Source organism: Mesorhizobium sp. P3_A9, from assembly GCF_056402975.1.
Map to the genome: position 1 here is coordinate 1 of NZ_JBFUGJ010000012.1, position 23,996 is coordinate 23,996.

Genomic DNA, 23,996 nt, shown 5'->3' on the forward strand with positions numbered 1-23,996 from the left:
GCGCTTCACCTGAGCTCCACATCACGATGCCGTTCAGCACCACATTGTTGTCGAGGATCATGCGGAAGCTGTTGGTGACAACAGCCGATGGGCCGGTCGGCGTAAAATCGATCTCGCTGCCGCTTTGCGCGTCGCCATAGACAGCGAGTTCGATCGGGCAGGCGGCGAAAGCGATCACTGGGACCATGGCCGCGCTGACCGCTATCGATGCAGTCGCGAGGCTTTTGGACAAGAAGGAACGGATCATCACTGCTATCCGCCTTGAACAGCTTGATCGAGAATGAAGACTGTCGAAAGAAAATAGTCTATCTCGAATGCCACGTTTCCATCCCTATCGACCGGAATGGTGTTCACCTCGCATTTGAGCGTCAAGCTGCGAGAACTCTCCGCCAGCTCGATATGAACGTCACGTTCACGACCGCCGCCGATTGCCCACTTGAATGCACTCTTGTTCAAAAACTGCAGTGCCTTGGGCAAAGTATGTATGGCTATCGGCTTTGTGCCTGCAAAAGTTACGGGATGCCGCCCCACATTGACGTCCAGATGGCCGTACCAGGTCGCCGTCGTTCCACTCGATTGCAATCTTCCGAAGACGGGCTCTACGCTAATCGACCGCAAGCGAAAATCGGGACTGAAGAAGAACTCGCAATTCGCACCGTAGATGCACCACGCCGACTCGGTGTCTCCGTGGCGAAAATGATTATCGGCGCGCAGATCCTCCGGATCTATCAGGTCTCGAACCGTTTCGCGGCTGCTTTTGCCGAGCTCCAAAGGTCCCGCCCGGCCTGTCGTTACAAGCTCGAACAGATCGATTGGCTCGACAGATTCAGCCACCGAACCAACCTTAGAGATCAAGTACCAGCCGTTCCGGATCCTCCAGGCTTTCCTTGACCCGCACCAGGAAGGTCACGGCTTCCTTGCCGTCGACGATGCGGTGATCGTAGCTGAGCGCCAGGTACATCATCGGCCGGATGACGATCTGGCCGCCGACCACGACGGGCCGGTCCTGGATCTTGTGCATGCCCAGAATGCCCGACTGCGGCGCATTGAGGATCGGCGTCGACATCAGCGAGCCATAGACGCCGCCATTGGAAATCGTGAACGTGCCGCCCTGCATGTCGGCGACCGACAGCTTGCCGTCGCGCGCGGCGATGCCCAGGCGGCCGATCTCCTTCTCGATCTCGGCGATCGACATCTGGTCGGCATCGCGCACCACMGGCACGACSAGGCCCTTCTCGGTGCCGACRGCGACGCCGACATGGGCATAGTTCTTGTAGATGATGTCGGTGCCGTCGATCTCGGCRTTGACSGCCGGGATTTCCTTCAGCGCRTGSGTKACGGCCTTGGTGAAGAAGCCCATGAAGCCGAGCTTYACGCCGTGCTTCTTCTCGAACACATCCTTGTATTTGGTCCGCAGCGCCATCACCGCTGACATGTCGACCTCGTTGAAGGTGGTCAGCATCGCGGCGGTCGACTGCGCTTCCTTGAGCCGGCGCGCGATGGTTTGGCGCAGCTTGGTCATGCGCACGCGCTCCTCGCGCGAAGCATCGTCGCCCGAGGATGGCGCACGCACGGCAATCGGTGCTGCCGGTGCCGGCGCTGCCTTGGGCGTCTCGGCCGGCTGCGATGGCGCGCCCTTGGAGATGGCGTCGAGCACGTCGCCCTTCAGCACTTGGCCGCGCTTGCCGGAACCCGAAAGCTGGTCGACCGCGAGATTGTTCTCGGCGATCAGTTTGGCCGCCGCAGGCGCCGGCGGCATGCTGCGCGGCTCGACCGCGCCGGCATCGCCGGCAATCTTGGCGGTCTCGGCCGCGGCCTGCTTGGTGGTCTGTGCCGCATCCGGCGACGAGGCCTGCGACACCGCTTGTGGCTTGGTCGCCGGGGCGGCGGCAGCGCCGCCTGCCGAGATCGAACCCAGCAGAGCGCCGACGCCGACCGTTTCGCCTTCCTTGACGGTGATTTCGCTCAGCGTGCCCGCAGCGGCGGCCGGAACCTCAACCGTCACCTTGTCGGTTTCGAGCTCGACCAGCGGCTCGTCGACGGCAATGGCATCGCCGACCTTCTTGAACCATTTGCCGATGGTCGCCTCGGTGACGGATTCGCCGAGAGTGGGAACGCGGATTTCGGTAGCCATTGTGCCTGTCCGTTTTCTTTCGGTTCTGTTCTTTATTCGCCCAATTCTGCTCTATTCGCCAAGCGCGTCTTCGAGCAAGGCGGCGAGCTGGGCAAGGTGCTTGGACATCAACCCGGTCGCCGGCGACGCCGCCGCCGGCCGGCCGGTGTAGCGGACGCGCTGATGCTTGGCATCGATATGCGCCAGCACCCATTCCAGATACGGGTCGATGAACGACCAGGCGCCCATGTTCTTGGGCTCCTCCTGGCACCACACCATCTCGGCGTTGCGGAAACGCGACAGTTCGGTGATCAGCGCCTTGGCCGGGAACGGATAGAGCTGTTCGACGCGCAGCAGGTAGATGTCGTTGATGCCGCGCTTCTCGCGCTCCTCGTAGAGGTCGTAATAGACCTTGCCCGAGCACAGCACGACGCGGCGGATCTTCGAATCCTTGACCAGCTTGATCGCCTGTCCGGAAAGCAGCTGGGCATCGTCCCACAGCAGCCGGTGGAACGAGCTTTCGCCAGAGATTTCCGGCAGCGTCGACACCGCCCGCTTGTGGCGCAGCAGCGACTTCGGCGTCATCAGGATCAGCGGCTTGCGGAAGTCGCGCTTCAGCTGCCGGCGCAATATGTGGAAGTAGTTGGCCGGCGTGGTGCAGTTTGCCACTTGCATATTGTCTTCGGCGCAAAGCTGCAGGAAGCGTTCCAGCCGGGCCGAGGAATGTTCCGGACCCTGGCCTTCATAGCCATGGGGCAGCAGGCAGACCAAGCCCGACATTCTGAGCCACTTGCGTTCGCCCGAGGAAATGAACTGGTCGAACACCACCTGGGCGCCGTTGGCGAAGTCGCCGAACTGCGCTTCCCACAAGGTCAGCGCCTTCGGTTCGGCCAGGCTGTAGCCATATTCGAAGCCCAGCACCGCTTCTTCCGACAGCATCGAGTTGATGACTTCGTAGCCGGCTTGTGCCGCCGATAGATTGTTGAGCGGGATGTAGCGGGTCTCGTCGCGCTGATCGTAGAGCACGGAATGGCGTTGCGAGAAGGTGCCGCGTTCGGAATCCTGCCCCGACAGGCGGATCGGATTTCCGTCGAGCAGGATGGCGCCGAAAGCCAGCGCCTCGGCCGTCGACCAGTCGATGCCTTCGCCCGAATCGATCGCCTCGCGACGGTTCTCGAGGAAGCGGATGATCGTCTTGTGTGCCTCAAAACCCTTCGGCACCTCGGTCAGCTTCTTGCCGATTTCCTTCAGCGTCTTGACCGGCACGGCGGTCTTGCCGCGCCTTTGTTCGTCCTGGTTGTCGGCCGTGCGCAGGCCAGACCAGGCGCCATCCAGCCAGTCGGCCTTGTTGGGCTTGTAGTGCTGGCCGACTTCCCATTCTGATTCCAGATGCGCACGCCAGTCGGCCTTCATCTGGTCGAGCTCGGCCTGGCTGATGTGGCCCTCGGCGATCAGCCGCTCGCCATAGATCTGCACCGTCGTCTTGTGGGTGCGGATGTTGCGATACATGAGCGGCTGGGTGAAGGCCGGTTCGTCGCCCTCATTGTGGCCGAAGCGGCGGTAGCAGAACATGTCCACGACCACCGGCTTGTGGAACTTCATGCGGAATTCAATCGCCACCTTGGTGGCATGCACCACGGCTTCCGGGTCGTCGCCATTGACGTGGAAGATCGGCGCCTCGATCATCTTGGCAACATCGGACGGATAGGGCGACGAGCGCGAGAAGCGCGGATTGGTGGTGAAGCCGATCTGGTTGTTGATGATGAAATGCAGCGTGCCGGCAACGCGATGGCCGCGCAGGCCTGACAGGCCGAGGATTTCGGCGATCACGCCCTGGCCGGCGAAGGCGGCGTCGCCGTGCAACAGCAGCGGCAGCACCTTGGCCCGCTCTTCCAGCGGCACGATCTCCTCGCGGCCGCGGCCGAACAGATAGTCCTGCTTGGCGCGTGCCTTGCCCATCACCACCGGGTCGACGATTTCCAGATGCGASGGRTTGGCGGTCARSGACARATGCACCTTGTTGCCGTCGAACTCGCGGTCCGACGAGGCGCCGAGATGGTACTTSACGTCGCCGGAGCCTTCGACCTCGTCGGGTGCGGCCGAGCCGCCCTTGAACTCGTGGAAGATGGCGCGGTGGGGCTTCGCCATCACCTGGGACAGCACGTTCAACCGGCCGCGATGCGCCATGCCGAGCACGATTTCCTTCATGCCGAGCTGGCCGCCGCGCTTGACGATCTGCTCCAGCGCCGGGATCAGCGCTTCACTGCCGTCGAGGCCGAAGCGCTTGGTGCCCTTGTACTTGACGTCGATGAACTGCTCGAAGCCTTCCGCCTCGACCAGCTTCGAGAGGATCGCCTTCTTGCCGGTGGCGGTAAACGAGATCTCCTTGTCGGCGCCTTCGATGCGCGCCTGGATCCACGCCTTCTCCTCGGGATCGGAGATGTGCATGAACTCGACGCCCAGCGTCGAGCAATAGGTGCGAGTCAGGATCTCCAGCATCTGCCGGATGGAGCCGAATTCGAGCCCCAGCACATTGTCGAGGAAGATCGGCCGGTCGTAGTCGGCTTCGGTGAAGCCGTAATTCTCGGGCGACAATTCGTTGTAATCCTCGAGCGGCTTGGCGATGCCGAGCGGATCGAGATTGGCATGCAGATGGCCGCGCATGCGGTAGGCGCGGATCATCATGATGGCGCGCACGGAGTCGCGCGTCGCCTGGTGCACGTCGGCATCGGAGAGCACGACGCCGTTGGTGACCGCCTTGTCCTTGACCTTCTTTTCCAGGTGCTTTTCGACGACGCCCCAATTGCCGTCGAGCGCCGACACCAGTTCGCCATTGGCCTGCAGCGGCCAGGAGGGTTTCGCCCAGGAAGCGCCCTTGGCGTTCCTGCGCACATCGCCGGCATCGTCCTTCAGCSCMGMGAAGAASTCCTGCCAYTCGGGRTTKACCGAYTCCGGATCRTCCTCATAGGMGGCRTRCARCGCSTCGATRTARTCGGCRTTGCCGCCRTASAGGAAAGAGGTRAGCGAAAACTGGTCGTTGGCCTGATCTTGTCTTGCCATTTTTTGCCTGCGGAGCCCTGGCTCCGTCTCCTTGCGTTTGGAGGGGAGTAGGGCAGTAAGGCAATAGGTCAGTGGGAAAGTGGCGTTGCCGCCGCTCGTTCCGTTCTTCCTATTCCCCTACTGCCATACTGCCCTACTCCCTTACTGCCTTAACCCTTGATCGCCTCGACCAGCGTCGTGCCGAGACGTGCCGGCGAGGGCGAAACTTTTATACCGGCCGATTCCATCGCCGCGATCTTGTCTTCCGCGCCGCCCTTGCCGCCGGAGATGACCGCGCCCGCATGGCCCATGGTGCGGCCGGCCGGTGCCGTGCGTCCGGCGATGAAGCCGGCCATCGGCTTCTTGCGGCCACGCTTGGCTTCGTCCTTGAGGAACTGCGCGGCGTCTTCCTCGGCCGAACCGCCGATCTCACCGATCATGATGATCGACTTGGTCTCGTCGTCGGCGAGGAACATCTCGAGCATATCGATGAACTCGGTGCCCTTGACCGGGTCGCCGCCAATGCCGACGGCGGTGGTCTGGCCGAGCCCGACATTGGTGGTCTGGAAGACTGCCTCATAGGTAAGCGTTCCCGAGCGCGAAACAACGCCGACCGAGCCCTTGCGGAAGATGCTGCCCGGCATGATGCCGATCTTGCATTCGTTGGGGGTGAGCACGCCCGGGCAGTTCGGGCCGATCAGCCGCGAGGTCGAACGGTCGAGCCGCGCCTTGACCTTGATCATGTCCATCACCGGAATGCCTTCGGTGATGCAGATGATCAGCGGAATTTCCGCCTCGATCGCTTCCAGGATGGCTTCGGCGGCGCCCGCCGGCGGCACGTAGACGACGGACGCATTGGCGCCGGTCCTTTCCTTGCCTTCGGCGACGGTGGCGAAGATCGGCAGGCTCTCGCCCTTCGACCCGGTCCAGGTCTCGCCACCCTTCTTGGGGTGGATGCCACCCACCATCTTGGTGCCGTGATAGGCCAGCGCCTGTTCGGTGTGGAACGTACCGGTCTTGCCGGTCAGGCCCTGCACCAGCACCTTGGTGTTCTTGTCGAYGAGAATGGACATCGGAGCCCTTTTCTAAAAACCGTTGATCGAGGAAGGCGAGACGCGCTTGTAGACGCCGCTCACCATGTCTTGCCAGGCATCGCTGCCGGCAGGTTTGAAATGCAGTCGCATGCGGTAGATGTCGGCATCGTCAAAAATATACGTCACGCGGGCAGACCCGCGCGGCGACGACCGCTTCAGGACCAACTCGCTGCCGTTCCAGCTGCCCGTGGCCGGCGACGCCGGCACAAAGCCCATCGAATCGAACTGGTGCATGGTGACGAGGCTGTTCTGCTGGTCGAAGCCGAACACGCTGTGCGCGCCGAAGGAAATCGTGCCGTCGCGACGCTGGCGATAGCGCTGCACCACGAACAGGCCGCCGAACTGAGCCTCTGCCAGCACTTCGGACGTCGCCGGGCCGCCATCGGCCCATTGTGTGTCCGCCACCTCTTCCTCGCCGCGCCACGCGCCGACCAGCGCCTGCAGGCGCTGGTGATCGGCCGAGAGCGAAGAGAAGGATGCAGCGTTCATGGTCAGAGCCGCTTCAGGTCGGYGACGGTGAGGTCGCTCTTGGCATTGCCGGTGTTGAGCGTCGTCGACGGCTCGAACATCAGCACTACGGGCTCTGCGGTCAGCGAGCGCGGCCGATGCTCGACGCCACGCGGCACGACGATGAAATCGCCCTCGCCGAGCTCGACCGGACCATCGCGAAAATCGATGGCAATACGCCCGCGCAGCACGAGGAAGGCTTCGTCCTCATGCTCATGCGCATGCCAGTCGAAAGCCTCGCCGAACTTGGCGACCTTGGCCTGGCTGTCGTTCACGTCGCCGGCGATATGCGGATCGAAGACCTTGCTGATCTTCGCGTCCGCCGCCTCGACGAGGTTTATCTTGCACGGAGGCACAGGCTCAGCCCTTCACCGCCGCCACGATCTTCTTGGCTGCGTCGTCTAGGTCATCGGCCGACACGACGTTGAGGCCGCTGTCATTGATGATCTTCTTGCCGAGCTCGGCATTGGTGCCTTCGAGACGCACCACCAGCGGCACCTTCAGGCCGACTTCCTTGACCGCGGCGATGACGCCCTCGGCRATGATGTCGCACTTCATGATGCCGCCGAAGATGTTGATCAAAATACCTTTGACAGCCGGATCCTTGGTGATGATCTTGAACGCCGCCGTCACCTTCTCCTTCGACGCGCCACCGCCGACATCGAGGAAGTTGGCGGGCTCGGCACCATAGAGCTTGATGATGTCCATCGTCGCCATTGCGAGGCCGGCGCCGTTGACCATGCAGCCGATATTGCCGTCGAGCGCGACATAGGCGAGGTCGTATTTCGACGCCTCGATCTCCTTCTCGTCCTCTTCGGTGGTATCGCGCAGTTCGAGCACGTCCGGATGGCGGAACAGCGCATTGTTGTCGAACGACACTTTCGCGTCGAGCACGCGCAGCCGGCCGTTCTTCATGACGATCAGCGGATTGACCTCGAGCAGGCTCATGTCCTTCTCGACGAAGGCCTTGTAGAGGATCGGAAACAGCGTATCGCCGTCCTTGGCCGCGTCACCGTCGAGCATCAGCGCACCGTTAAGCGCCTTCAGATCGGCCGATGTGACACCCTTTTCCGGGTCGATGGCCACGGTGATGATCTTTTCCGGCGTGTCATGCGCCACCGCCTCGATGTCCATGCCCCCTTCGGTCGAGACGACAAAGGCGACGCGGCCGACCGAGCGGTCGACCAGGATCGACAGATAGAGCTCGCGCTCGATGTCGGCGCCGTCCTCGATATAGAGGCGGTTGACCTGCTTGCCGGCCGGGCCGGTCTGCTTGGTCACCAGCGTGTGGCCGAGCATCTCGTTGGCATTGGTGACGACGTCGGCGACAGACTTCGCCAGCCGCACACCGCCCTTGGCGTCGGGGCCAAGCTCAGTGAATTTGCCCTTGCCGCGGCCGCCGGCATGGATCTGGCTCTTCACCACATAGAGCGGGCCGGGCAGCGCCTTGGCGGCGGCTTCGGCCTCGCTTGCCTTGAACACCGGCACGCCTTCGGCCACCGGCGCGCCAAAGCTCTTCAGCAGCGCCTTGCCTTGATATTCATGGATGTTCATCGGGAACTATCTCCAGGTCTTTTGCCGGGGTTGTTTTTTGGCGAGGTTCACTTCGAGGCGAGCTGCGGCGCGATCTTGACGCAGGCCTCGGTCAGGCCCTGCACGGTCGCCACCGAACTGTCGAACATCTTCTGCTCGGCCTTGTTGAGGTCGATTTCGATGATGCGTTCGACGCCGCCGGCGCCGATCACCACGGGCACGCCGACATAGGTGCCCTTGACGCCATACTGGCCGGAGAGGTGCGCCGCGCAAGGCAGCACGCGCTTCTTGTCCTTGAGATAGGCTTCGGCCATCTGGATCGCCGAGGCGGCCGGCGCGTAATAGGCCGAACCAGTCTTGAGCAGGCCGACGATCTCGGCGCCGCCGTCGCGGGTGCGCTGCACGATCTGGTCGAGCYTYTCCTTCGAGGTCCAGCCCATCTTGACGAGGTCGGGCAGCGGAATGCCCGACACCGTCGAATAGCGGATCATCGGCACCATGGAATCGCCGTGGCCGCCGAGCACGAAGGCGGTGACATCCTCGACCGAAACCTTGAATTCCTCGGCCAGGAAATAGCGGAAGCGCGCGCTGTCGAGCACGCCGGCCATGCCGACTACATGGGTCTTGGGCAGTCCGGAAAACTTCTGCAGCGCCCACACCATGGCGTCGAGCGGGTTGGTGATGCAGATGACGAAAGCCTTCGGCGCATACTTCTTCAGGCCGGCGCCGACCTGTTCCATGACCTTGAGGTTGATGCCCAGCAGGTCGTCGCGGCTCATGCCCGGCTTGCGCGGCACGCCGGCGGTGACGATGCAGACATCCGCACCCTCGATCCCGGCATAGTCATTGACGCCGGTCAGCCGCGAGTCAAAACCATCGACCGGCGACGACTGCGCGATATCGAGCCCCTTGCCCTGCGGAATGCCCTCGGCAATATCGAACAGCACCACGTCGCCGAGGTCCTTGAGGCCGATCATGTGGGCCAGTGTGCCGCCGATCATGCCCGAGCCGATAAGCGCTATCTTGTTGCGTGCCATGTGAGGATGTTTTCCCTTTGTCTGTGACTGCGCCCAAATCTTTGACGACTTGATGACGGCGTCGAGGAAGAGGCCGGAATGCAGCGGAAACCCGCGAGATTTCGCCGCACCCAATAGCCCCGGTGCGAGATAAATTCAAACGATTATTTTGGGGTGAGCATTTTCAATCGGTTAGATGGTTTGGGATTTACGTAAACGTCAAAGTTTGTAAGCCGACTTGTTGGACATTATACAATTAGAGTGGCAATCAGAAGGCTTGAAGAGGCGATGACGCCCTTGTGATGCAGGTCTCCGGGGAATGTGTTCGACGAGCCTGTGAGCCCGGACGGCATCAAGACCGAAGATGCCACAATTTCTCCGCCCGCCCAATTATGTCGTCGCGCCAGGCCAGCTTTTCCAGCCAGTCCGACGGAATTCCCGACAGGCCATAGAGCGCGCCCGCAAGCTGCCCGGTGACAGCGCCGACCGTGTCGGCATCGTCGCCGAGATTGGCTGCCTTGAGCACAGCTGACCCGAAATCACCGGTCGTCGCCACGCACCAGCAGGCAGCGTCGAGCGTCGCGGGGGCGTGGCCGGAGCTGATCACATCACGACGATCGCAGTCGCCTTTCGCCGATACATTTTGCGGCAGAATGCCTGTCTCGATCATTTCCCAGAGAAAGGCCGCCAATCGCCCGCAGCATTGCTGCGGTACCGGCGCGGCGTGCGTCGTCCTGCCTTGCGCCAGCGCAAGCGTGACCGCCTCGCTCCTGGAGCGGGCGCACAACGCCACCGGCGCAAGCCGCATGATCGATCCGTTGGCTTGGCGCTCGGGATCGGCATTGTTTTCGAGCGTGCCATTGCGTTCGAAAGCGTCCAGTGCAACGAACGTGGCCATGCCGATATCGAAGCAGGCGCCGGTTACCGAATTCAACCCATGGCGCCACCAGTTGACGAAGCAAGCCAGAAGATGGCGCGGCACGACTGCGCCGTCTTTGGCAATCAGGGAATCGGCCAGACAGAGCGCCATCGAAGTGTCGTCGGTCCATTGACCAGACTTCAGGCCGAAACGACCACCGCCAACCATATCTGTGATCGGCGGACAGCTGTCGCGCTCGACGAATTCCAGCGTGGTCCCCACCGCGTCTCCGACCGCAAGGCCGACAAGCGCACCGATCGCCCGGTCGCGCCTGCCGTCGATCATTGCGCGGCCTGCCCGGCGCGCGGCTCGTCGGATGCCTTCGCCGCCTTCGCCTTGCGCCGCTCCGCCCAGTCCTCCAGCCAGTCGCGGCTCTGCATCTCGATCAGGCGTGACGATGTACGTTCGAACTCGAACACCTCGACGCCGCGCTTGGCCACATAAAGCTCTTGCGGCGGCGCCTCGGCGCTCACCACCAGCCTCACGTGATGATCGTAAAGCGTGTCGATCAGCAGGATGAAGCGCTTGGCCTCGTTGCGCTTGCCTTCGCCCAGCACCGGAACGTGATCGATGAAGATGGTCGAGAAGCGCCCGGCGATCGCCAGGAAATCGCGCGCGCCGAGCGGCTTTTCRCASAGATCGGCGAAGGAAAACCGCGCCGCAKCRCCGGCGGCRGCCGGCACCACCACTTGCCTTCCCTTCAGCGTCAGCGACGTCGCTTCTGTCGGCGCGCCGCGCGTCATCGTCCGCCAGGCCTCGTCGAGCGCCCGGTCGGCTGCCGCGTCCACTGGCATGACATAGACCGGCGTGCGGGCGAGCTTTTCCAGCCGGTAATCCTTGTCGCTGTCGAGCGACAGCACCTGCGCGTGCCGTTCCAAGATGCTGATGAACGGCAGGAACAGCTGGCGGTTCAGCCCGTCGCGATAGAGATCTTCCGGCGCCACGTTCGAGGTGGCGACAAGCACGACGCCGCTGGTGAACAGCGCCGAAAACAGTCTGGACAGGATCATCGCATCGGCAATGTCGGTGACCGAGAATTCGTCGAAGCACAGCACCCAGGCCTGCTCGGCCAAGGCTTTTGCCACCGGCGGGATCGGATCGTCCTCCTTGACCGTGCCGTCCTTGCGCGCCTGCCGGTGCTTCTGGATGCGGTCCTGCACGTCGGCCATGAAGTCGTTGAAATGGACGCGGCGCTTGCGCCGAACCGGCAGCAGCTCGAAGAACATGTCCATCAGCATGGTCTTGCCGCGGCCGACGCCGCCATGGATGTAGAGGCCCTTGACGATCTCCCGCGTCTCGCGCTTGCGGGCAAACAGCCAGCCCAGCGCACTGGATTTGTGCGCCAGCCGTTTTGCCGAGATTTCCGATGTCAGCCGGTCGAGCGCGGCGGCGATGCGTTCCTGCGCCGGATCGCGCTCGATCGCGCCGGTGTCCACCAGATGGTCGTAGCGCTGCCTGACGGTCGCATGGGTCTGGAGGCCGTCACGCAGATGCATCGGTCACGTCGTTTGTTCTTATGCATGTCGTTGACCCAAACCGGGCACCGGTTTTGGGCGACATGCACTGGAGAGGTCGAGCTTACCTTGTAAGCGAGATCGGTTGACCGCTGGAGGTCTGGCCATCGAATTTCGAGCCGCCCGAGGAATAGAGCCGGGCCAGCGAGCCGCCATTCTCATCATAAAGCGTCAGCTGCTTGCCGGCGACGTTCCACGACTTGATGCCGTCGATCGGGGCTGGGCAATGCAGCGGCCCGGCACGGAAGCCGGCGCCGAACTTGGTCTGCGGCGTCGCAATCTTGCAGCTCTGGCCGGAAACGCTGGCGTTCCAGACGCCGGCGACGGCAGCCGCGCTGAGATCCGAGGCACCGGCGGGCGCCGAGCCGTCCGGCGGCAAGGACGCAACCTGCGTGTTTGCCGGTGCGGTCGGGAATTGCGACGGGTCGGTGGTGCCGGGCGAGGCCGGCGGCGGCAGCTGGTTGGAACTCACTTGGCCGGCCGGAGCCGCGGGCAGCGGCGCGGGCTGCTGGTCGTCCATCGACGAGAAGCGTGTGGTCGAGCAGCCACTCGCAACGAGCGCAGCCAGCGATACGGCCACAAGGCCGCTTTTCGAAAAATTCATTCCAACCTCCGTCGGATCCGGCTGGGGGGATGCCGTCCGCGCAATCTCACCTCCACCAAGATGGAGAAGGTGGCGAAATTTCAACCTGATATGGTTAAAATAGGGTTTGCGGCAAGAATTGTTGCAAATTTATCGCAATCATCCGGCCAAAGGCGCGCTCGTCGGTCATCGGAGGCGCCCCTAGCGCGACTCGAACCGGTAGAGCGGCTGCCAAATCGGCATCGGTGGCCGCAGCAGGTCGGCGCATCGGCGGTCCAGCCCAAGCGCCAGCTCATGAGAGCGCCGCACTGCCGTCTTCCAATCGCCGGTCGTTTTCAGCAAGGCCAACGCATCCGCAGGACGGTCGGCTGCGATCATGAGATCGGCCGCAACGATGCGATCTTCCGGCGCGATGGCTTCGCCGGCCTTCAGTCTCCCGGCCAATCCGACCCACTGTTCCCAAGGGAAGGCCGCTGTGAGCAGTTTCGGGCGAGGTGGCGGTTTGGCGCCATTGCCTTGCATGAAGGAGGCCAACGTCGACCGGGCCAACGCCCTGTCGATGAACGACTCTGCCGTTTCGCCCATTTCAAAGATTAGAGCGTGACGCAGGTTATCCTCCCGGTCGCGGTGACCAAGAACATAATCGATCCCGTCGAGCATGGCTGTCGTAACAGCATCGGGATCGTTGATCGGGTCGAGCTGCTTTTCGGCAATCTGCGCGTTGAGCCCAGCTGCCACCGTGGTGCCGAGGCGCAGGTCGCCGGTCTGGTTGACGAGAGGCAGCAAGATCGCGGCCTGAGGAGCATAGTCAATCAGCCGCCCGATCTGTCGGATAGCCGGCCCCATATCGTTTTGACGGTCGAGCGCCTGCACTTCGGCTGGCTGTTTGGAGATATCGAACGAAGGGCGAAGATCGGCTGAGTAAAGGGCATTGCGGATAAACCCCGTACGACTGCCCTTGTGGGGTGGAAGCTTGTCGAGGTACGCGACGTAGTCGGAGAGGTCGTCCTTGACTGCCCGCATCTCGAGAGCCAGCGGCCAAACGCCTGCATTTTCGGCCCTTTGGGCGAACCGAGACTTTGCCTCGTCATCGAGAACGGACAGCGCGCCCGCAATTGCTTTGGCGGCGTCTAACGCCTGGTAAAGATCCAACGTCTGCAAGTGACCCAGTTCGCCCAGCAGCCAATCGCCACCATCCTCGGTGACAAGCACGCGCAAGGCAGGTGGCCCAAGCTGAGGCAAAATCGACTTCGCATTGGGCTGCGGCTGCATGCCGGCAATCATCGCCGCCCGATCCGCTGTTTTGGCATAAGCGAGCCTCAGTTCGACAATGCGCAGCGGCGGATGGCTGCGTCTTTCCAAGTCAGCCAGAAGCGCCGAACCGTCGGCATAGGTGAGATCGCCATAGCGTATCTTCAGATACGCAGCGTCGTCCCCGTAACGATCGCGCCAGAAATTCGGAAAATTTGCCGGCTCGGCGAGCAGAAAATCGGTCGCCGCCATGATGGTTGGTGCATGGCTGCAGGCGCCGGGCTTGTCTTGCCGTGTCTGCGCCGCGGCCATCGACGACATCGACGCGATTGCGATGACCAGAATTGCCAGCCGCCGCATGGCGAGACCCTCCTTGCGCCTGCCGATGGTACACCGAAAGTTGCGGCCGTCACAGCGCGCAGCCTGCTGCCCAGGCGCCGCGACCTTGGAATTCCGCAAAGCAATGCTTGCGCCAACCGGCACAGGACCTATGTCAAGGAGCCGAAACCGCTGGAGCGCAAACCTTGGCCGCAGGAAAGAACGCCGCCAACCGCTATTATCGCGGCCCACCCAGCGACCATTTCGATGGCACCTTGTTTTTCAATCCCGGCGGCCAGATGCCCGGCCGCTTCACCGATCTGCTGAAATGGCAGTTGAACGGCCAGCGTGCGAAATGGCCGGCGACCAGTCCGAGCCCCTTTCCGCAGGCAAAGCCGGCCGCACGTGTCGACGGTTCCGATCTGACCGTGACCATGGTCGGCCATTCCACGCTGCTGATCCAGACGGCAGGGCTGAACATCCTCACCGATCCCGTCTGGTCGCAACGCACCTCGCCGTTTTCCTTCGCCGGACCAAAACGCGTCAATCCGCCGGGCATCGCCTTTGACGATCTGCCGCCGATCGACCTCGTGCTGGTCAGCCACAACCACTACGACCATCTCGACCTCGCCACGCTTAAACGGCTAAAGGAAAAGCACGACCCTCTGGTGGTGACGCCACTCGGCAACGATGTGTTGATCGGCGAGGCGGTCCCCAACATGCGGCTGTCGGCGCATGACTGGGGCGCCAGGGTTGAGATCGGTGACGGCGTTTTCGTCCACATCGAGCCGGCGCATCACTGGTCGGCGCGCGGCGCCCGCGACCGCCGCATGGCGCTGTGGGCCGGCTTCGTCATCGAGACGCCGGGCGGAAACATCTATTTCGCCGGCGATACCGGCTTCCACGACGGCATCAACTACCGGCTGATGGCGGACAAGCATGGCGGCTTCCGCTTCGCCATCCTGCCGATCGGCGCCTACGAGCCGCGATGGTTCATGGCGCCGCAGCACCAGAATCCGCAAGAGGCGGTGCAAGGCATGAAACTGTGCAATGCCGCCTTCGCCGCCGGCTGCCACTGGGGCACTTTTCAGCTCACCGACGAACCGATGGACGAGCCGGTCCGGAAACTGGCCGAGGCGCTCGAGGATCAAGACATCCGGCAGGAACGTTTCCGTGCCTTGCTGCCCGGTGAGGTCTGGACGGTACCGGAGGTCGAACAAGGCTGAAGTCCTGCATTGGCCATTTACGGCACGGTCATTTTCGCCGATGGTCCGGCCAGCAAAAAAGGGGGACTTCAGATGAAATCGATCGTTGCAGCTCTGATGGCGCTGGCAATTTCGGCGCCGGCGGCTTTCGCAGGGGAAATCGCCGATCATGCCGCCGAAGCCGAAAAGGCGCTGCAAGCCGGCGATGGCGCCGGCGCGCTGGAGAAATTCCGCAGTGCCGAGGAGGCGTTGTGGCAAGCGATGCCACTTGCCGTGCAGAACGTCAAACAGGTCGACTCGGCCGGCGGCTTCGGCATCTACAGTGAACGCCCCAATCACATTTATAAGCCAGGCGAGAAGGTCGTGCTCTACATGGAGCCTGTCGGCTACGGTTACGGCTCGGACGGCCTCGGCAACAGCCAGATCGCGCTTGCCGTCGACCTCACCGTGCTTTCCGACTCAGGCGAAGCTTTGGGCACGTTCGAGAAGATCGGCAGCGTTCAGGTCGCCTCCCGCTCGCACAACCGCGAACTCTTCTTCAAGCTCGACCTGTCCCTCGATGGCCTGCCGGCCGGGAAATACAAGTGCAACTTCCTCATGCATGACCAGAACTCGACCAAGACGGCACCGTTCAGCACCGACATCGAGATCGCCGGCTAGTTTTTGCCAGGGACATAGCCTCGCAGCCTACGGAACCCAAGCACGACAGCCGCGTTTTCATGCGGTTTTAAAATCTGTCGGTTTGCGAGGCATTCCCATGATCAAATGGATCATCATTCTGCTCATCGTCGCCGCCGCGGCGAGCCTGCTCGGCATGCCGGCGCTGGCGGGTGCGGCCGCCACCGGCGCGCGCGTCCTCATCGGCATCGTTCTGGTCATCTTCCTGCTGGTGGTGCTCGGCATTTTCGCCGTCACGTAAAACGCCTGCGCACTGGTAATTCCTGCCCGTTTCCGCCATATAGCGCCAAACGGACACGGAATTTCGCGGAGCAATGGCAAGCACTGCCCCTTTCGCCAAGATGAACGGCATCGGCAACGAGATCATCGTTGCCGACATGCGTGGCCGTGCCGATCAGGTGACGGCGGCCGCCGCGCTTGCGCTGAACGCCGATGCCGCGACACGCTTCGACCAGATCATGGCGATCCATGATGCGAAGACGCCGGGCACCGCCTACTATGTCGACATCCTGAATTCCGACGGCACCAGTGCGCAGGCCTGCGGCAACGGCATGCGTTGCGTCGTCCAGGCGCTCGCCGCCGAGACCGGGCAAAAGACCTTCACCTTCGAGACCCGCGCCGGCATTCTCAATGCCCGGGAACATGCCGATGGCTCGATCTCGGTCGACATGGGCATGCCGCATTTCGGCTGGCAGGAGATTCCGCTGGCGGAAGAGTTCCGCGACACCCGCATGATCGAATTGCAGATCGGCCCGATCGACGCGCCGGTGCTGCATTCGCCCTCCGCCGTCTCGATGGGCAATCCACACGCCATCTTCTGGGTCGACCGCGACGTCTGGTCCTATGAGCTCGAACGCTTCGGTCCGCTGCTCGAGAACCACCCGATCTTCCCCGAGCGCGCCAACATCACCATCGCGCAGGTGACTTCGCCCGAAACCATGATCATCCGCACCTGGGAGCGCGGCGCCGGCCTGACCAAGGCCTGCGGCTCGGCCTCCTGTGCCGCCGTGGTGGCCGCGGCCCGCACCAGGCGGACCGGCCGCAGCGTCAACCTGCTGACCCCGGGCGGCGGCACGCTGCATGTCGAATGGCGCGACGACGACCACGTCATCCTGACCGGTGCCGCAGAATGGGAATTTTCCGGCAGCTTCGATCCCTCGACCGGCATTTGGGCCCGCGACACCGAAAGCGCGGCCTGATGTCGGCTCTGTCGAAGAGCCCGGCCTACGAGGATTCGCTCTCCGAGGCCGCCAGCCGCATTGACGTGGTGACCTTCGGCTGCCGACTGAACACCTATGAATCCGAAGTGATGCGGCGCGAGGCCGAAAGCGCCGGGCTCGGGACGCTGGAAGGCGGCGCCGTGATCTTCAACACCTGCGCCGTCACCGGCGAAGCGGTGCGCCAGGCCAGGCAGGCGATCCGCAAGGCGCGCCGCGACAACCCGCAGGCGCGCATCATCGTCACCGGCTGCGCCGCCCAGACCGAGCCTGAAAAATTCGCCGCCATGGACGAGGTCGACCTCGTCCTCGGCAATGAAGAGAAGCTGAAGGCGCACTCCTATCGCGCGCTGCCGGATTTCGGCGTCAACGACACCGAGAAGGCCCGCGTCAACGACATYTTCTCGGTGCGCGAGACCGCCGGCCATATGGTCGACGCCATCGAGGGCCGGGCGCGCGCCTTCGTTCAGGTGCAGAATGGCTGCGACCACCGTTGCACCTTCTGCATCATCCCATACGGCCGCGGCAATTCGCGCTCGGTGCCGATGGGCGCCGTCGTCGAACAGGTCAAGCGGCTGGCCGGCAACGGTTATGCAGAGATCGTTCTGACCGGTGTCGACATGACGTCTTTCGGCGCCGACCTGCCGGGCGCACCGAAACTCGGCAAGCTGGTGAAGACGATTCTCAAGCAGGTGCCCGAYGTRAAACGCCTGCGGCTGTCGTCGATCGATTCGATCGAAGCCGACGACGATCTGCTCGACGCCATCGCCACCGARCCCAGGCTGATGCCGCATCTGCATCTGTCGCTGCAATCGGGCGACGACATGATCYTGAAACGCATGAARCGCCGSCATTTGCGYGACCAGTCSATCCGYTTYTGCGAGGAWGTGCGMAARYTGCGCCCCGCAATCGTCTTCGGCGCCGACATCATTGCCGGCTTCCCGACCGAGACCGACGCCATGTTCGAGAACTCGGAAAAAATCGTCCAGGAATGCGGCCTGACCCACCTCCACGTGTTCCCGTTTTCACCGCGCGAGGGCACTCCCGCCGCGCGCATGCCGCAGCTGCGCCGCGAAGTGGTCAAGCAACGCGCCGCTCGGCTGCGTACCGCCGGTGAGGCCGCGTATCGGCGCCATCTGTCCTCGCTGCCCGGCACCCGTCAGTCGATCCTGGTCGAACGCGACGGCCTTGGCCGCACCGAAGGCTTCACGCTTGCCGCGCTCGGCACCGGCACGCCGGGCGAAATCGTCGAAGCGACAATTACTGGCCACGATGGTATCAGGCTGATCGCAGCCCCGCTTGCCGCACGCGCCGCCTGAGAAACGCAAAGCATGGCTGGTTTTTTCAAGAAGATATTTTCGTTCGGCAAGAAAGAAATTGTCGAAGAGCGCGTCGACGAGACCGCGCCCCTGCCGCCGATCAAATGGGACCAGCTCGATGCGCTGAAGCCGGCGGCCGAACAGGTTGTTCCGGAGTTCTTGAAGCGCGGCGAGCCTGTGCCCGAGGCAGAGGTCGTGCCGGCACCGGCGGTCGAGCCTGTTGTAGCGCTGCAGCCGGAACCGACGCCTGTCGAAGAACCAGTACCCGAGCCCTCTCCGATCATCCCGCCAACGCCTGAGCCGACTGTACCGTCCGAACCGGAACCACTGCCGGAGCCCGCGCCGAAAGAGGAACCGGCACCCGCTCCAGAGACCCCAGAGCAGCCGGCACCTGAGGAAATTCCGCTCCCCACGCCTGCTCCGGAACCCACGCCGGAACCGCAGCCGCAAGAAGTCCCTGCTCCCGCGCCGGCCGAGCCGGAGATTGCGCCGCCGCGCCCGGAAAGGCAGCCCGCACCGGCGCCGATGGAAGTGCCGGCCCCGCCTGCCGAGATTCCGGTTGAGATACCAGTTGAAGTGCCGCCATCGGCAGAGACTTCAGTGCAGCCAGCTTCAGCGGCTGGCGCCGCGCCTCCTCCTGCGGACATCGAAGAGGAAGCGCCAACCATCGAGGTGTCGCCGGAAGCCCCGGCAGCGGAAATCGCCCCGCCCATTCGCCAGCCGGCGCCGGTCGCGCCGCAGCCCGTCATTGCCGAGATCGCGCCCGAGCCGCAGCCCATCCCGCCACCTGCGCCACAACCCCTGCCGGAGCCGAAACCCGCTCCCGGCAAGGTGACCGTCACCAAAAAGGTCGAGCAGAAGGCCGAGCCGGTAAAAGCACCGGAGCCGGCGCCGAGGCGCTCCTGGTTCCAGCGCATGCGGGACGGTCTTGCCCGTTCGTCGCGCGAACTCACCGGCAACATCGCCGGCGTCTTCACCAAGCGCAAGCTCGACGAAGAGACGCTGCAGGACCTCGAGGATGTGCTGATCCGCGCCGACCTCGGCATGGAGACCGCGCTTCGTATCACCGACGCGCTGGCCGCCAGCCGCTACGGCAAGGACGTCTCCGATACGGATGTCCGCACCGTCATGGCGGCCGAGGTGGAGAAGGTGCTGACCCCTGTCGCCCGGCCGCTGGAGCTCGATCTCTCGCACAAGCCGCATGTCATCCTGGTGGTCGGCGTCAACGGTACCGGCAAGACCACGACCATCGGCAAGCTGGCGGCAAAACTCACCGATGGCGGCCTGTCGGTGATGCTCGCCGCTGGCGACACCTTTCGCGCCGCCGCGATCGAACAGCTGAAGATCTGGGGCGAGCGGACCAAATCGCCTGTCATCGCCTCCAAGATCGGCGCCGATGCCGCCGGCCTAGCCTATGATGCCTTCGAGAAGGCGAAAGAGGCAGGCTCCGACGTGCTGATCATCGACACCGCCGGCCGGCTGCAAAACAAGACCGAGCTGATGGCGGAACTGGAAAAGATCGTCCGCGTGCTCGGCAAGCTCGATCCGGAAGCGCCGCACACCGTGCTGCAGACGGTCGAYGCCACCACCGGCCAGAAYGCGCTCAACCAGGTCGAGATYTTYCGCAACATCGCCGGCGTCAACGGCCTGGTGATGACCAAGCTGGACGGCACGGCGCGCGGCGGTATTCTTGTAGCAATCGCGGCAAAGCACAAATTGCCGGTCTATTTCATCGGCGTCGGCGAACAGGTCGACGACCTCGAACCTTTCTCCGCAAGCGAATTCGCCAGGGCGATCGCCGGAGTGGCGTAACGGCATGATCCCTTTTGAGCGGGACCGTGTGTAAGAAGGAAGATCATGAACCCACCCATTCTCGAACGCGATCCGTCCGACCCGCAGAAAGAGAAGAAGGAAGGCGTCAATCCCGTGCTCAAGCTGGTGCTGGAGCTGGGACCCCTGCTGGTCTTCTTCTTCGCCAATGCGCGCGGCGAATGGCTGGTGCAGAAATTCCCCGTTCTCGGTGAATTCGGCGGCCCGATCTTCGTCGCCACCGGCCTGTTCATGGCCGCCACGGCTATCGCGCTGATCGCCTCGTGGCTGCTGACGCGCACCTTGCCGATCATGCCGATGGTGTCAGGCGTCGTCGTCTTCATTTTCGGCGCGCTGACGCTCTATCTGCAGGACGACATCTTCATCAAGATGAAGCCGACCATCGTCAACACGCTGTTCGGCGGCGTGCTGCTCGGCGGCCTCTATTTCGGCAGGTCGCTGCTTGGCTATGTCTTCGATTCCGCCTTCAAGCTCGATGCCGAAGGCTGGCGGAAACTCACCTTCCGCTGGGGCCTGTTCTTTATCTTCCTGGCCGTCGTCAACGAAGTGGTGTGGCGCAATTTTTCCACCGACGCCTGGGTTACCTTCAAGGTCTGGGGCATCATGCCGATCACGCTTCTGTTCACCTTCAGCCAGATGCCGCTGATCCTGCATCATTCGCTGGACGACAAGGCGAGCGGGGAAGAAAAGCCCGGCAAGTAGTCAAAATAGGGGGAGAGCCATGGAATTTGTCTCCACGCGCGAGGAATTGAGGACGATCTACAAGACGCCGCGCCCGACCGATGGATCGATCCGCAAGGAACTGAAGGCACTCGACGGCCATTGCCGCTCCTTCATCGGCAAGAGCCCGTTCGTGCTGATCGGCTCCTCCGACGGCGAAGGCAATGCCGACGTGACGCCSAAGGGCGACARGCCSGGCTTCGCCGCSRTKCTCGACGACMGGACCATCGCCATCCCCGACCGGCCCGGCAACAACCGGCTSGACACGCTGGARAACATCCTGCGCAATCCCTCGGTCGGCCTGCTCTTCCTCATYCCCGGCATGAACGAGACGCTGCGCRTCAATGGCGAYGCCCGCATCACCGTCGAYGCCRGYTTGCGCGAGCGSCTGGCGGTCGACGGCAAGGAGCCGCAAAGCGTCATCGTCGTCGCCGTCAAGGCCGCCTACATGCACTGCGCCAAGGCCTTCATGCGCTCCGATCTGTGGAAGCCGGAGAGCTGGTACGACCGCGCGACGCTGCCGACGCTCGGTCAGATCCTGCGCGACCAGCTGGCGCTCGCCGACTCCGTCGAGGCGACCGACCGCTGGCTGGACGACGATTACAAGCAGACCATGTGGTAGGATTTCGGGACGACGATTCGTCCGAACTGGCTCCACACCTTGCTGAACATCCTCGCCATCTCCGGCAGCCTGCGCGCGGCCTCCACCAATTCGGCCCTGGTCGCGGCACTGGCGCGCAACGCGCCGACTGGCTGCCGCGTCACTGTCTATGACGGGCTTGGCCGGCTGCCGATCTTCAACCCCGACGACGAGGGCGAGCGGACACCGCGCGAAGCGGCATACCTGATCGACGCCGTCACCAGCGCTGACGGCATCATCGTCTCCTGTCCCGAATATGCCCATGGCGTGCCGGGCGGGCTGAAGAACGCGCTCGACTGGCTGGTCTCGCGCGACGCCGCCGTCGCCAAACCGGCCATGCTGGCGCACGCCTCGCCACGTTCGCTGTTCGCCCGCGCCGCCTTGGCCGAGATCATGCGGACGATGTCGTTCGCGATGTATGACGACGGGCTGGAGATTGCGCTGTTGGGGAAGAAGCCGCCGGAGGTGGAGGCGATTTTGGCTGAGCCCGCGAATGTGCTGGCGATGCGCGATGCGGTGCAGGGTTTCACGGAGTTCATCCGCACGCGTTGAGCCCGCGGCCACCATGCGATGGGTGTCCCGCCAGCCTTTCATAACGTTCGCACTACGGCTGCAGCCGACTACCCCTTCCTCAACGTCTCGACATCGGTCTTGCCGACATACCAATCGCGGGCGTTGACCTCCTCGAAAACCACCCAGACATCGTCATTGCCGAGCCCAGTGGCCTCCATGATGGCCGCCGTGACTTTTTTGGCGATATCAGCCTTCTTGCCTGCCGGATCGGCGGCGATCACTTCCTTGACGATGCGGATGTTGACGAATGGCATGACGTCCTCCCCTTGAATTGTGCTGGTTTCCGGCAAGAGACTGCTTCGATATCCCCTCGGGCGAACTGAATGGTGGCGGTGCCGGCAGCCGTGGCGCCACGGGCATGCGTAGAAACGCCATCAAGGCCCGCCAGAGAAAAGTTCGAAGCAGCCTCAAAAAGTCTTGGCCCCGTTCACCATCAACCGCACCGAATAGAGCGAGGTGGTGCCGGCGATGTAGAGGCAGTTCAGCTTGGCGCCGCCGAACACGCAATTGGCGGTCACCTCCGGCACCTTGATCTTGCCGATCAGCGTGCCGTCCGGATCGTAGCAGTGGATGCCGTCGGCGGCACTCGTCCAGATGCGCCCGTCCACGTCGAGCCGGAAGCCGTCGAACAGGCCGGCCGTGCAGTCGGCGAAGACCTTGCCGCCGGACACCTTCTTGCCGTGCTTGCCGACATTGAACACCCGCATATGCGCCGGGTTTTCAGCGCCATGCGTACGGCCGGTGTCGACGACATAGAGCAGGCTCTCGTCGACCGAGAAGGCAAGCCCGTTGGGTCTCACCATGTCGGTGATGACGGCCTCGATCTCGCCGGTATCGGGATCGACCCGGTAGACATGGCAGGCGCCGATCTCGCTCTCGGCCTTGTCGCCCTCATAGTCGGTGTCGATGCCATAGGTCGGGTCGGTGAACCAGATCGAGCCGTCGGACTTCACCACCGCATCGTTGGGCGAATTCAGCCGCTTGCCCTTCCACTTGGCGGCAATGGTGGTGACCGAGCCGTCATGCTCGGTGCGGCTGACGCGGCGGCCCGAATGCTCGCAAGTGACCAGCCGGCCTTGCCGGTCRACGGTGTTGCCGTTGGAATTGCCTGACGGCTGCCGGAAGACGCTGACGCTGCCGTCCGTCTCGTCGTAGCGCAGCATGCGGTTGTTCGGAATGTCGGACCAGACGACGTAGCGGCCGGCGGCGAACCAGGCCGGCCCTTCCGCCCAGCGGCATCCGGTGAACAGCTTCTCCACCTGCGCGTTGCCGTTGAACAGGCGCGCGAAGCGCGGATCGAGAATTTCGTAATAATCTTCGGCCGCCATGCATTTCCTCCCGGCATCAGGTGACGCCGGATCAAGCCAGCCCGCGATCGATCTGGCAAGACGGGGCCTTCGCAATTTGTATGACAAAACGGAGAGGAGCCAGCCGCGCGACCAGGGCTGGCTCGCCTTAGGACTCGATTAACCGGCTATGCGCTGCGTGCAATGGTGCATTGCAACATCTTCTTTTTGCAACGCACCATTACTATGTCATGTTCCGTACTGACCAAGGGAGGAAGAACCGGCCGCCAGAATGCGGCACAGAAGGAACCCTTGCTATGATCTTCGATCTCATGACCCGCGCTCGCAGCAGCATCGCCAAGCGCAAGCACTACAACCGCCTCGTCGCCGAAATCGACAGCTTCTCCAGCCGCGATCTGGCCGACATGCGTGCCGACCGCTCGGAAATGCTCTACCAGATCCACAAGCAGATCTACGGCTGATCTTTCCAGTCGGTTTTCCGGACAGCGGGGCATTGTCCCGTCACCCGGATTGCCGAAACCGAATTGCAAAGGCAATTCGGGGCAATCCGACCTCTCCCCGAGGGGAGAGGAGCTGGTCAGCGCCGGCGTCATCTCTTCTCCCCCACGGGGAGAAGGTGG

Annotated in this window: 24 protein-coding genes and 1 pseudogene; 10 read left to right on the plus strand and 15 right to left on the minus strand. The window is 63.1% G+C overall.

What is annotated here, in order from left to right; all coding sequences use genetic code 11:
- The 13 genes and pseudogenes from AC1DX0_RS03875 to AC1DX0_RS03935 form a co-directional block, all read right to left on the minus strand.
- Positions 1-250, minus strand: a pseudogene (locus AC1DX0_RS03875) (hypothetical protein); the annotation flags it as partial.
- A 2-nt stretch (positions 251-252) separates the two neighbouring features.
- Positions 253-834, minus strand: coding sequence for a hypothetical protein (locus AC1DX0_RS03880; protein WP_477224377.1), 582 nt, complete (start codon positions 832-834; stop codon positions 253-255).
- Between the two features lie 10 nt (positions 835-844).
- Positions 845-2,134 carry a 2-oxoglutarate dehydrogenase complex dihydrolipoyllysine-residue succinyltransferase gene (gene odhB, locus AC1DX0_RS03885; RefSeq protein ID WP_477224378.1) on the minus strand — a complete coding sequence of 430 codons (1,290 nt, stop codon included), beginning with the start codon at positions 2,132-2,134 and terminating at the stop codon, positions 845-847.
- 51 nt (positions 2,135-2,185) lie between these two features.
- On the minus strand, positions 2,186-5,173 hold the full coding sequence (locus AC1DX0_RS03890; RefSeq protein WP_477354274.1) for a 2-oxoglutarate dehydrogenase E1 component: 2,988 nt from the start codon (positions 5,171-5,173) through the stop codon (positions 2,186-2,188).
- A 149-nt stretch (positions 5,174-5,322) separates the two neighbouring features.
- On the minus strand, positions 5,323-6,225 hold the full coding sequence (sucD, locus tag AC1DX0_RS03895) for a succinate--CoA ligase subunit alpha (protein ID WP_477354277.1): 903 nt from the start codon (positions 6,223-6,225) through the stop codon (positions 5,323-5,325).
- A 12-nt stretch (positions 6,226-6,237) separates the two neighbouring features.
- Positions 6,238-6,735 (minus strand): DUF1579 family protein, encoded by a 498-nt coding sequence (locus tag AC1DX0_RS03900; RefSeq protein WP_477224381.1) that lies wholly within the window; start codon positions 6,733-6,735, stop codon positions 6,238-6,240.
- Positions 6,736-6,737: 2 nt separating this feature from the next.
- Positions 6,738-7,109 carry a cupin domain-containing protein gene (locus tag AC1DX0_RS03905; RefSeq protein WP_477354280.1) on the minus strand — a complete coding sequence of 124 codons (372 nt, stop codon included), beginning with the start codon at positions 7,107-7,109 and terminating at the stop codon, positions 6,738-6,740.
- Between the two features lie 4 nt (positions 7,110-7,113).
- The gene (gene sucC, locus AC1DX0_RS03910; protein ID WP_477224383.1) at positions 7,114-8,307 is read right to left on the minus strand and encodes an ADP-forming succinate--CoA ligase subunit beta; all 1,194 of its coding nucleotides are present in this window, start codon (positions 8,305-8,307) and stop codon (positions 7,114-7,116) included.
- A gap of 47 nt (positions 8,308-8,354) precedes the next feature.
- Entirely contained in the window at positions 8,355-9,323 is a 969-nt protein-coding gene (mdh, locus tag AC1DX0_RS03915) for a malate dehydrogenase (protein WP_477354283.1), read from the minus strand.
- Positions 9,324-9,654: 331 nt separating this feature from the next.
- Positions 9,655-10,506 (minus strand): ADP-ribosylglycohydrolase family protein, encoded by an 852-nt coding sequence (locus AC1DX0_RS03920; RefSeq protein ID WP_477224385.1) that lies wholly within the window; start codon positions 10,504-10,506, stop codon positions 9,655-9,657.
- The gene (gene zapE / locus AC1DX0_RS03925) at positions 10,503-11,717 is read right to left on the minus strand and encodes a cell division protein ZapE (RefSeq protein WP_477354286.1); all 1,215 of its coding nucleotides are present in this window, start codon (positions 11,715-11,717) and stop codon (positions 10,503-10,505) included. The genes AC1DX0_RS03920 and zapE overlap by 4 nt, the downstream gene beginning before the upstream one ends.
- 82 nt (positions 11,718-11,799) lie before the next feature.
- Entirely contained in the window at positions 11,800-12,339 is a 540-nt protein-coding gene (locus AC1DX0_RS03930; RefSeq protein WP_172222184.1) for a protease inhibitor Inh/omp19 family protein, read from the minus strand.
- Between the two features lie 180 nt (positions 12,340-12,519).
- Positions 12,520-13,929, minus strand: a complete 1,410-nt coding sequence (locus AC1DX0_RS03935; protein ID WP_477224387.1) for a hypothetical protein — start codon at positions 13,927-13,929, stop codon at positions 12,520-12,522.
- A 164-nt stretch (positions 13,930-14,093) separates the two neighbouring features.
- Between AC1DX0_RS03935 and AC1DX0_RS03940 the strand changes: the two genes are divergently transcribed.
- The 9 genes from AC1DX0_RS03940 (at position 14,094) to AC1DX0_RS03980 (ending at position 22,048) form a co-directional block, all read left to right on the plus strand.
- Positions 14,094-15,113, plus strand: coding sequence for an MBL fold metallo-hydrolase (locus AC1DX0_RS03940; RefSeq protein WP_477224388.1), 1,020 nt, complete (start codon positions 14,094-14,096; stop codon positions 15,111-15,113).
- A 72-nt stretch (positions 15,114-15,185) separates the two neighbouring features.
- Positions 15,186-15,752 carry a hypothetical protein gene (locus AC1DX0_RS03945; protein WP_477224389.1) on the plus strand — a complete coding sequence of 189 codons (567 nt, stop codon included), beginning with the start codon at positions 15,186-15,188 and terminating at the stop codon, positions 15,750-15,752.
- A gap of 97 nt (positions 15,753-15,849) precedes the next feature.
- A complete protein-coding gene (locus AC1DX0_RS03950; protein ID WP_027059387.1) occupies positions 15,850-16,011 on the plus strand; it encodes a DUF1328 family protein in 162 nt (53 codons plus the stop codon).
- Positions 16,012-16,084: 73 nt separating this feature from the next.
- Positions 16,085-16,969 (plus strand): diaminopimelate epimerase, encoded by an 885-nt coding sequence (gene dapF / locus AC1DX0_RS03955; RefSeq protein WP_477224390.1) that lies wholly within the window; start codon positions 16,085-16,087, stop codon positions 16,967-16,969.
- Complete coding sequence (gene mtaB, locus AC1DX0_RS03960; protein WP_477354289.1) at positions 16,969-18,306, plus strand: tRNA (N(6)-L-threonylcarbamoyladenosine(37)-C(2))-methylthiotransferase MtaB; 1,338 nt, start codon at positions 16,969-16,971, stop codon at positions 18,304-18,306. Before dapF ends, mtaB begins: the two co-directional genes overlap by 1 nt.
- Positions 18,307-18,318: 12 nt before the next feature.
- On the plus strand, positions 18,319-20,118 hold the full coding sequence (gene ftsY, locus AC1DX0_RS03965; RefSeq protein WP_477224392.1) for a signal recognition particle-docking protein FtsY: 1,800 nt from the start codon (positions 18,319-18,321) through the stop codon (positions 20,116-20,118).
- Positions 20,119-20,163: 45 nt separating this feature from the next.
- Positions 20,164-20,838 carry a septation protein A gene (locus AC1DX0_RS03970; protein ID WP_172222168.1) on the plus strand — a complete coding sequence of 225 codons (675 nt, stop codon included), beginning with the start codon at positions 20,164-20,166 and terminating at the stop codon, positions 20,836-20,838.
- 19 nt (positions 20,839-20,857) lie between these two features.
- On the plus strand, positions 20,858-21,478 hold the full coding sequence (locus AC1DX0_RS03975) for a pyridoxamine 5'-phosphate oxidase family protein (RefSeq protein ID WP_477354292.1): 621 nt from the start codon (positions 20,858-20,860) through the stop codon (positions 21,476-21,478).
- 39 nt (positions 21,479-21,517) lie between these two features.
- Positions 21,518-22,048 (plus strand): NADPH-dependent FMN reductase, encoded by a 531-nt coding sequence (locus AC1DX0_RS03980; protein ID WP_477224394.1) that lies wholly within the window; start codon positions 21,518-21,520, stop codon positions 22,046-22,048.
- A 68-nt stretch (positions 22,049-22,116) separates the two neighbouring features.
- Here AC1DX0_RS03980 and AC1DX0_RS03985 read toward each other — a convergent pair whose 3' ends face one another.
- Positions 22,117-22,323 (minus strand): tautomerase family protein, encoded by a 207-nt coding sequence (locus AC1DX0_RS03985; protein WP_010912352.1) that lies wholly within the window; start codon positions 22,321-22,323, stop codon positions 22,117-22,119.
- 153 nt (positions 22,324-22,476) lie between these two features.
- The gene (locus AC1DX0_RS03990) at positions 22,477-23,397 is read right to left on the minus strand and encodes an SMP-30/gluconolactonase/LRE family protein (RefSeq protein ID WP_477224395.1); all 921 of its coding nucleotides are present in this window, start codon (positions 23,395-23,397) and stop codon (positions 22,477-22,479) included.
- Positions 23,398-23,672: 275 nt separating this feature from the next.
- Here AC1DX0_RS03990 and AC1DX0_RS03995 point away from each other — a divergent pair, with 275 nt between their 5' ends.
- Positions 23,673-23,837 carry a hypothetical protein gene (locus AC1DX0_RS03995; RefSeq protein ID WP_477224396.1) on the plus strand — a complete coding sequence of 55 codons (165 nt, stop codon included), beginning with the start codon at positions 23,673-23,675 and terminating at the stop codon, positions 23,835-23,837.
- Positions 23,838-23,996 lie beyond the last annotated feature (159 nt).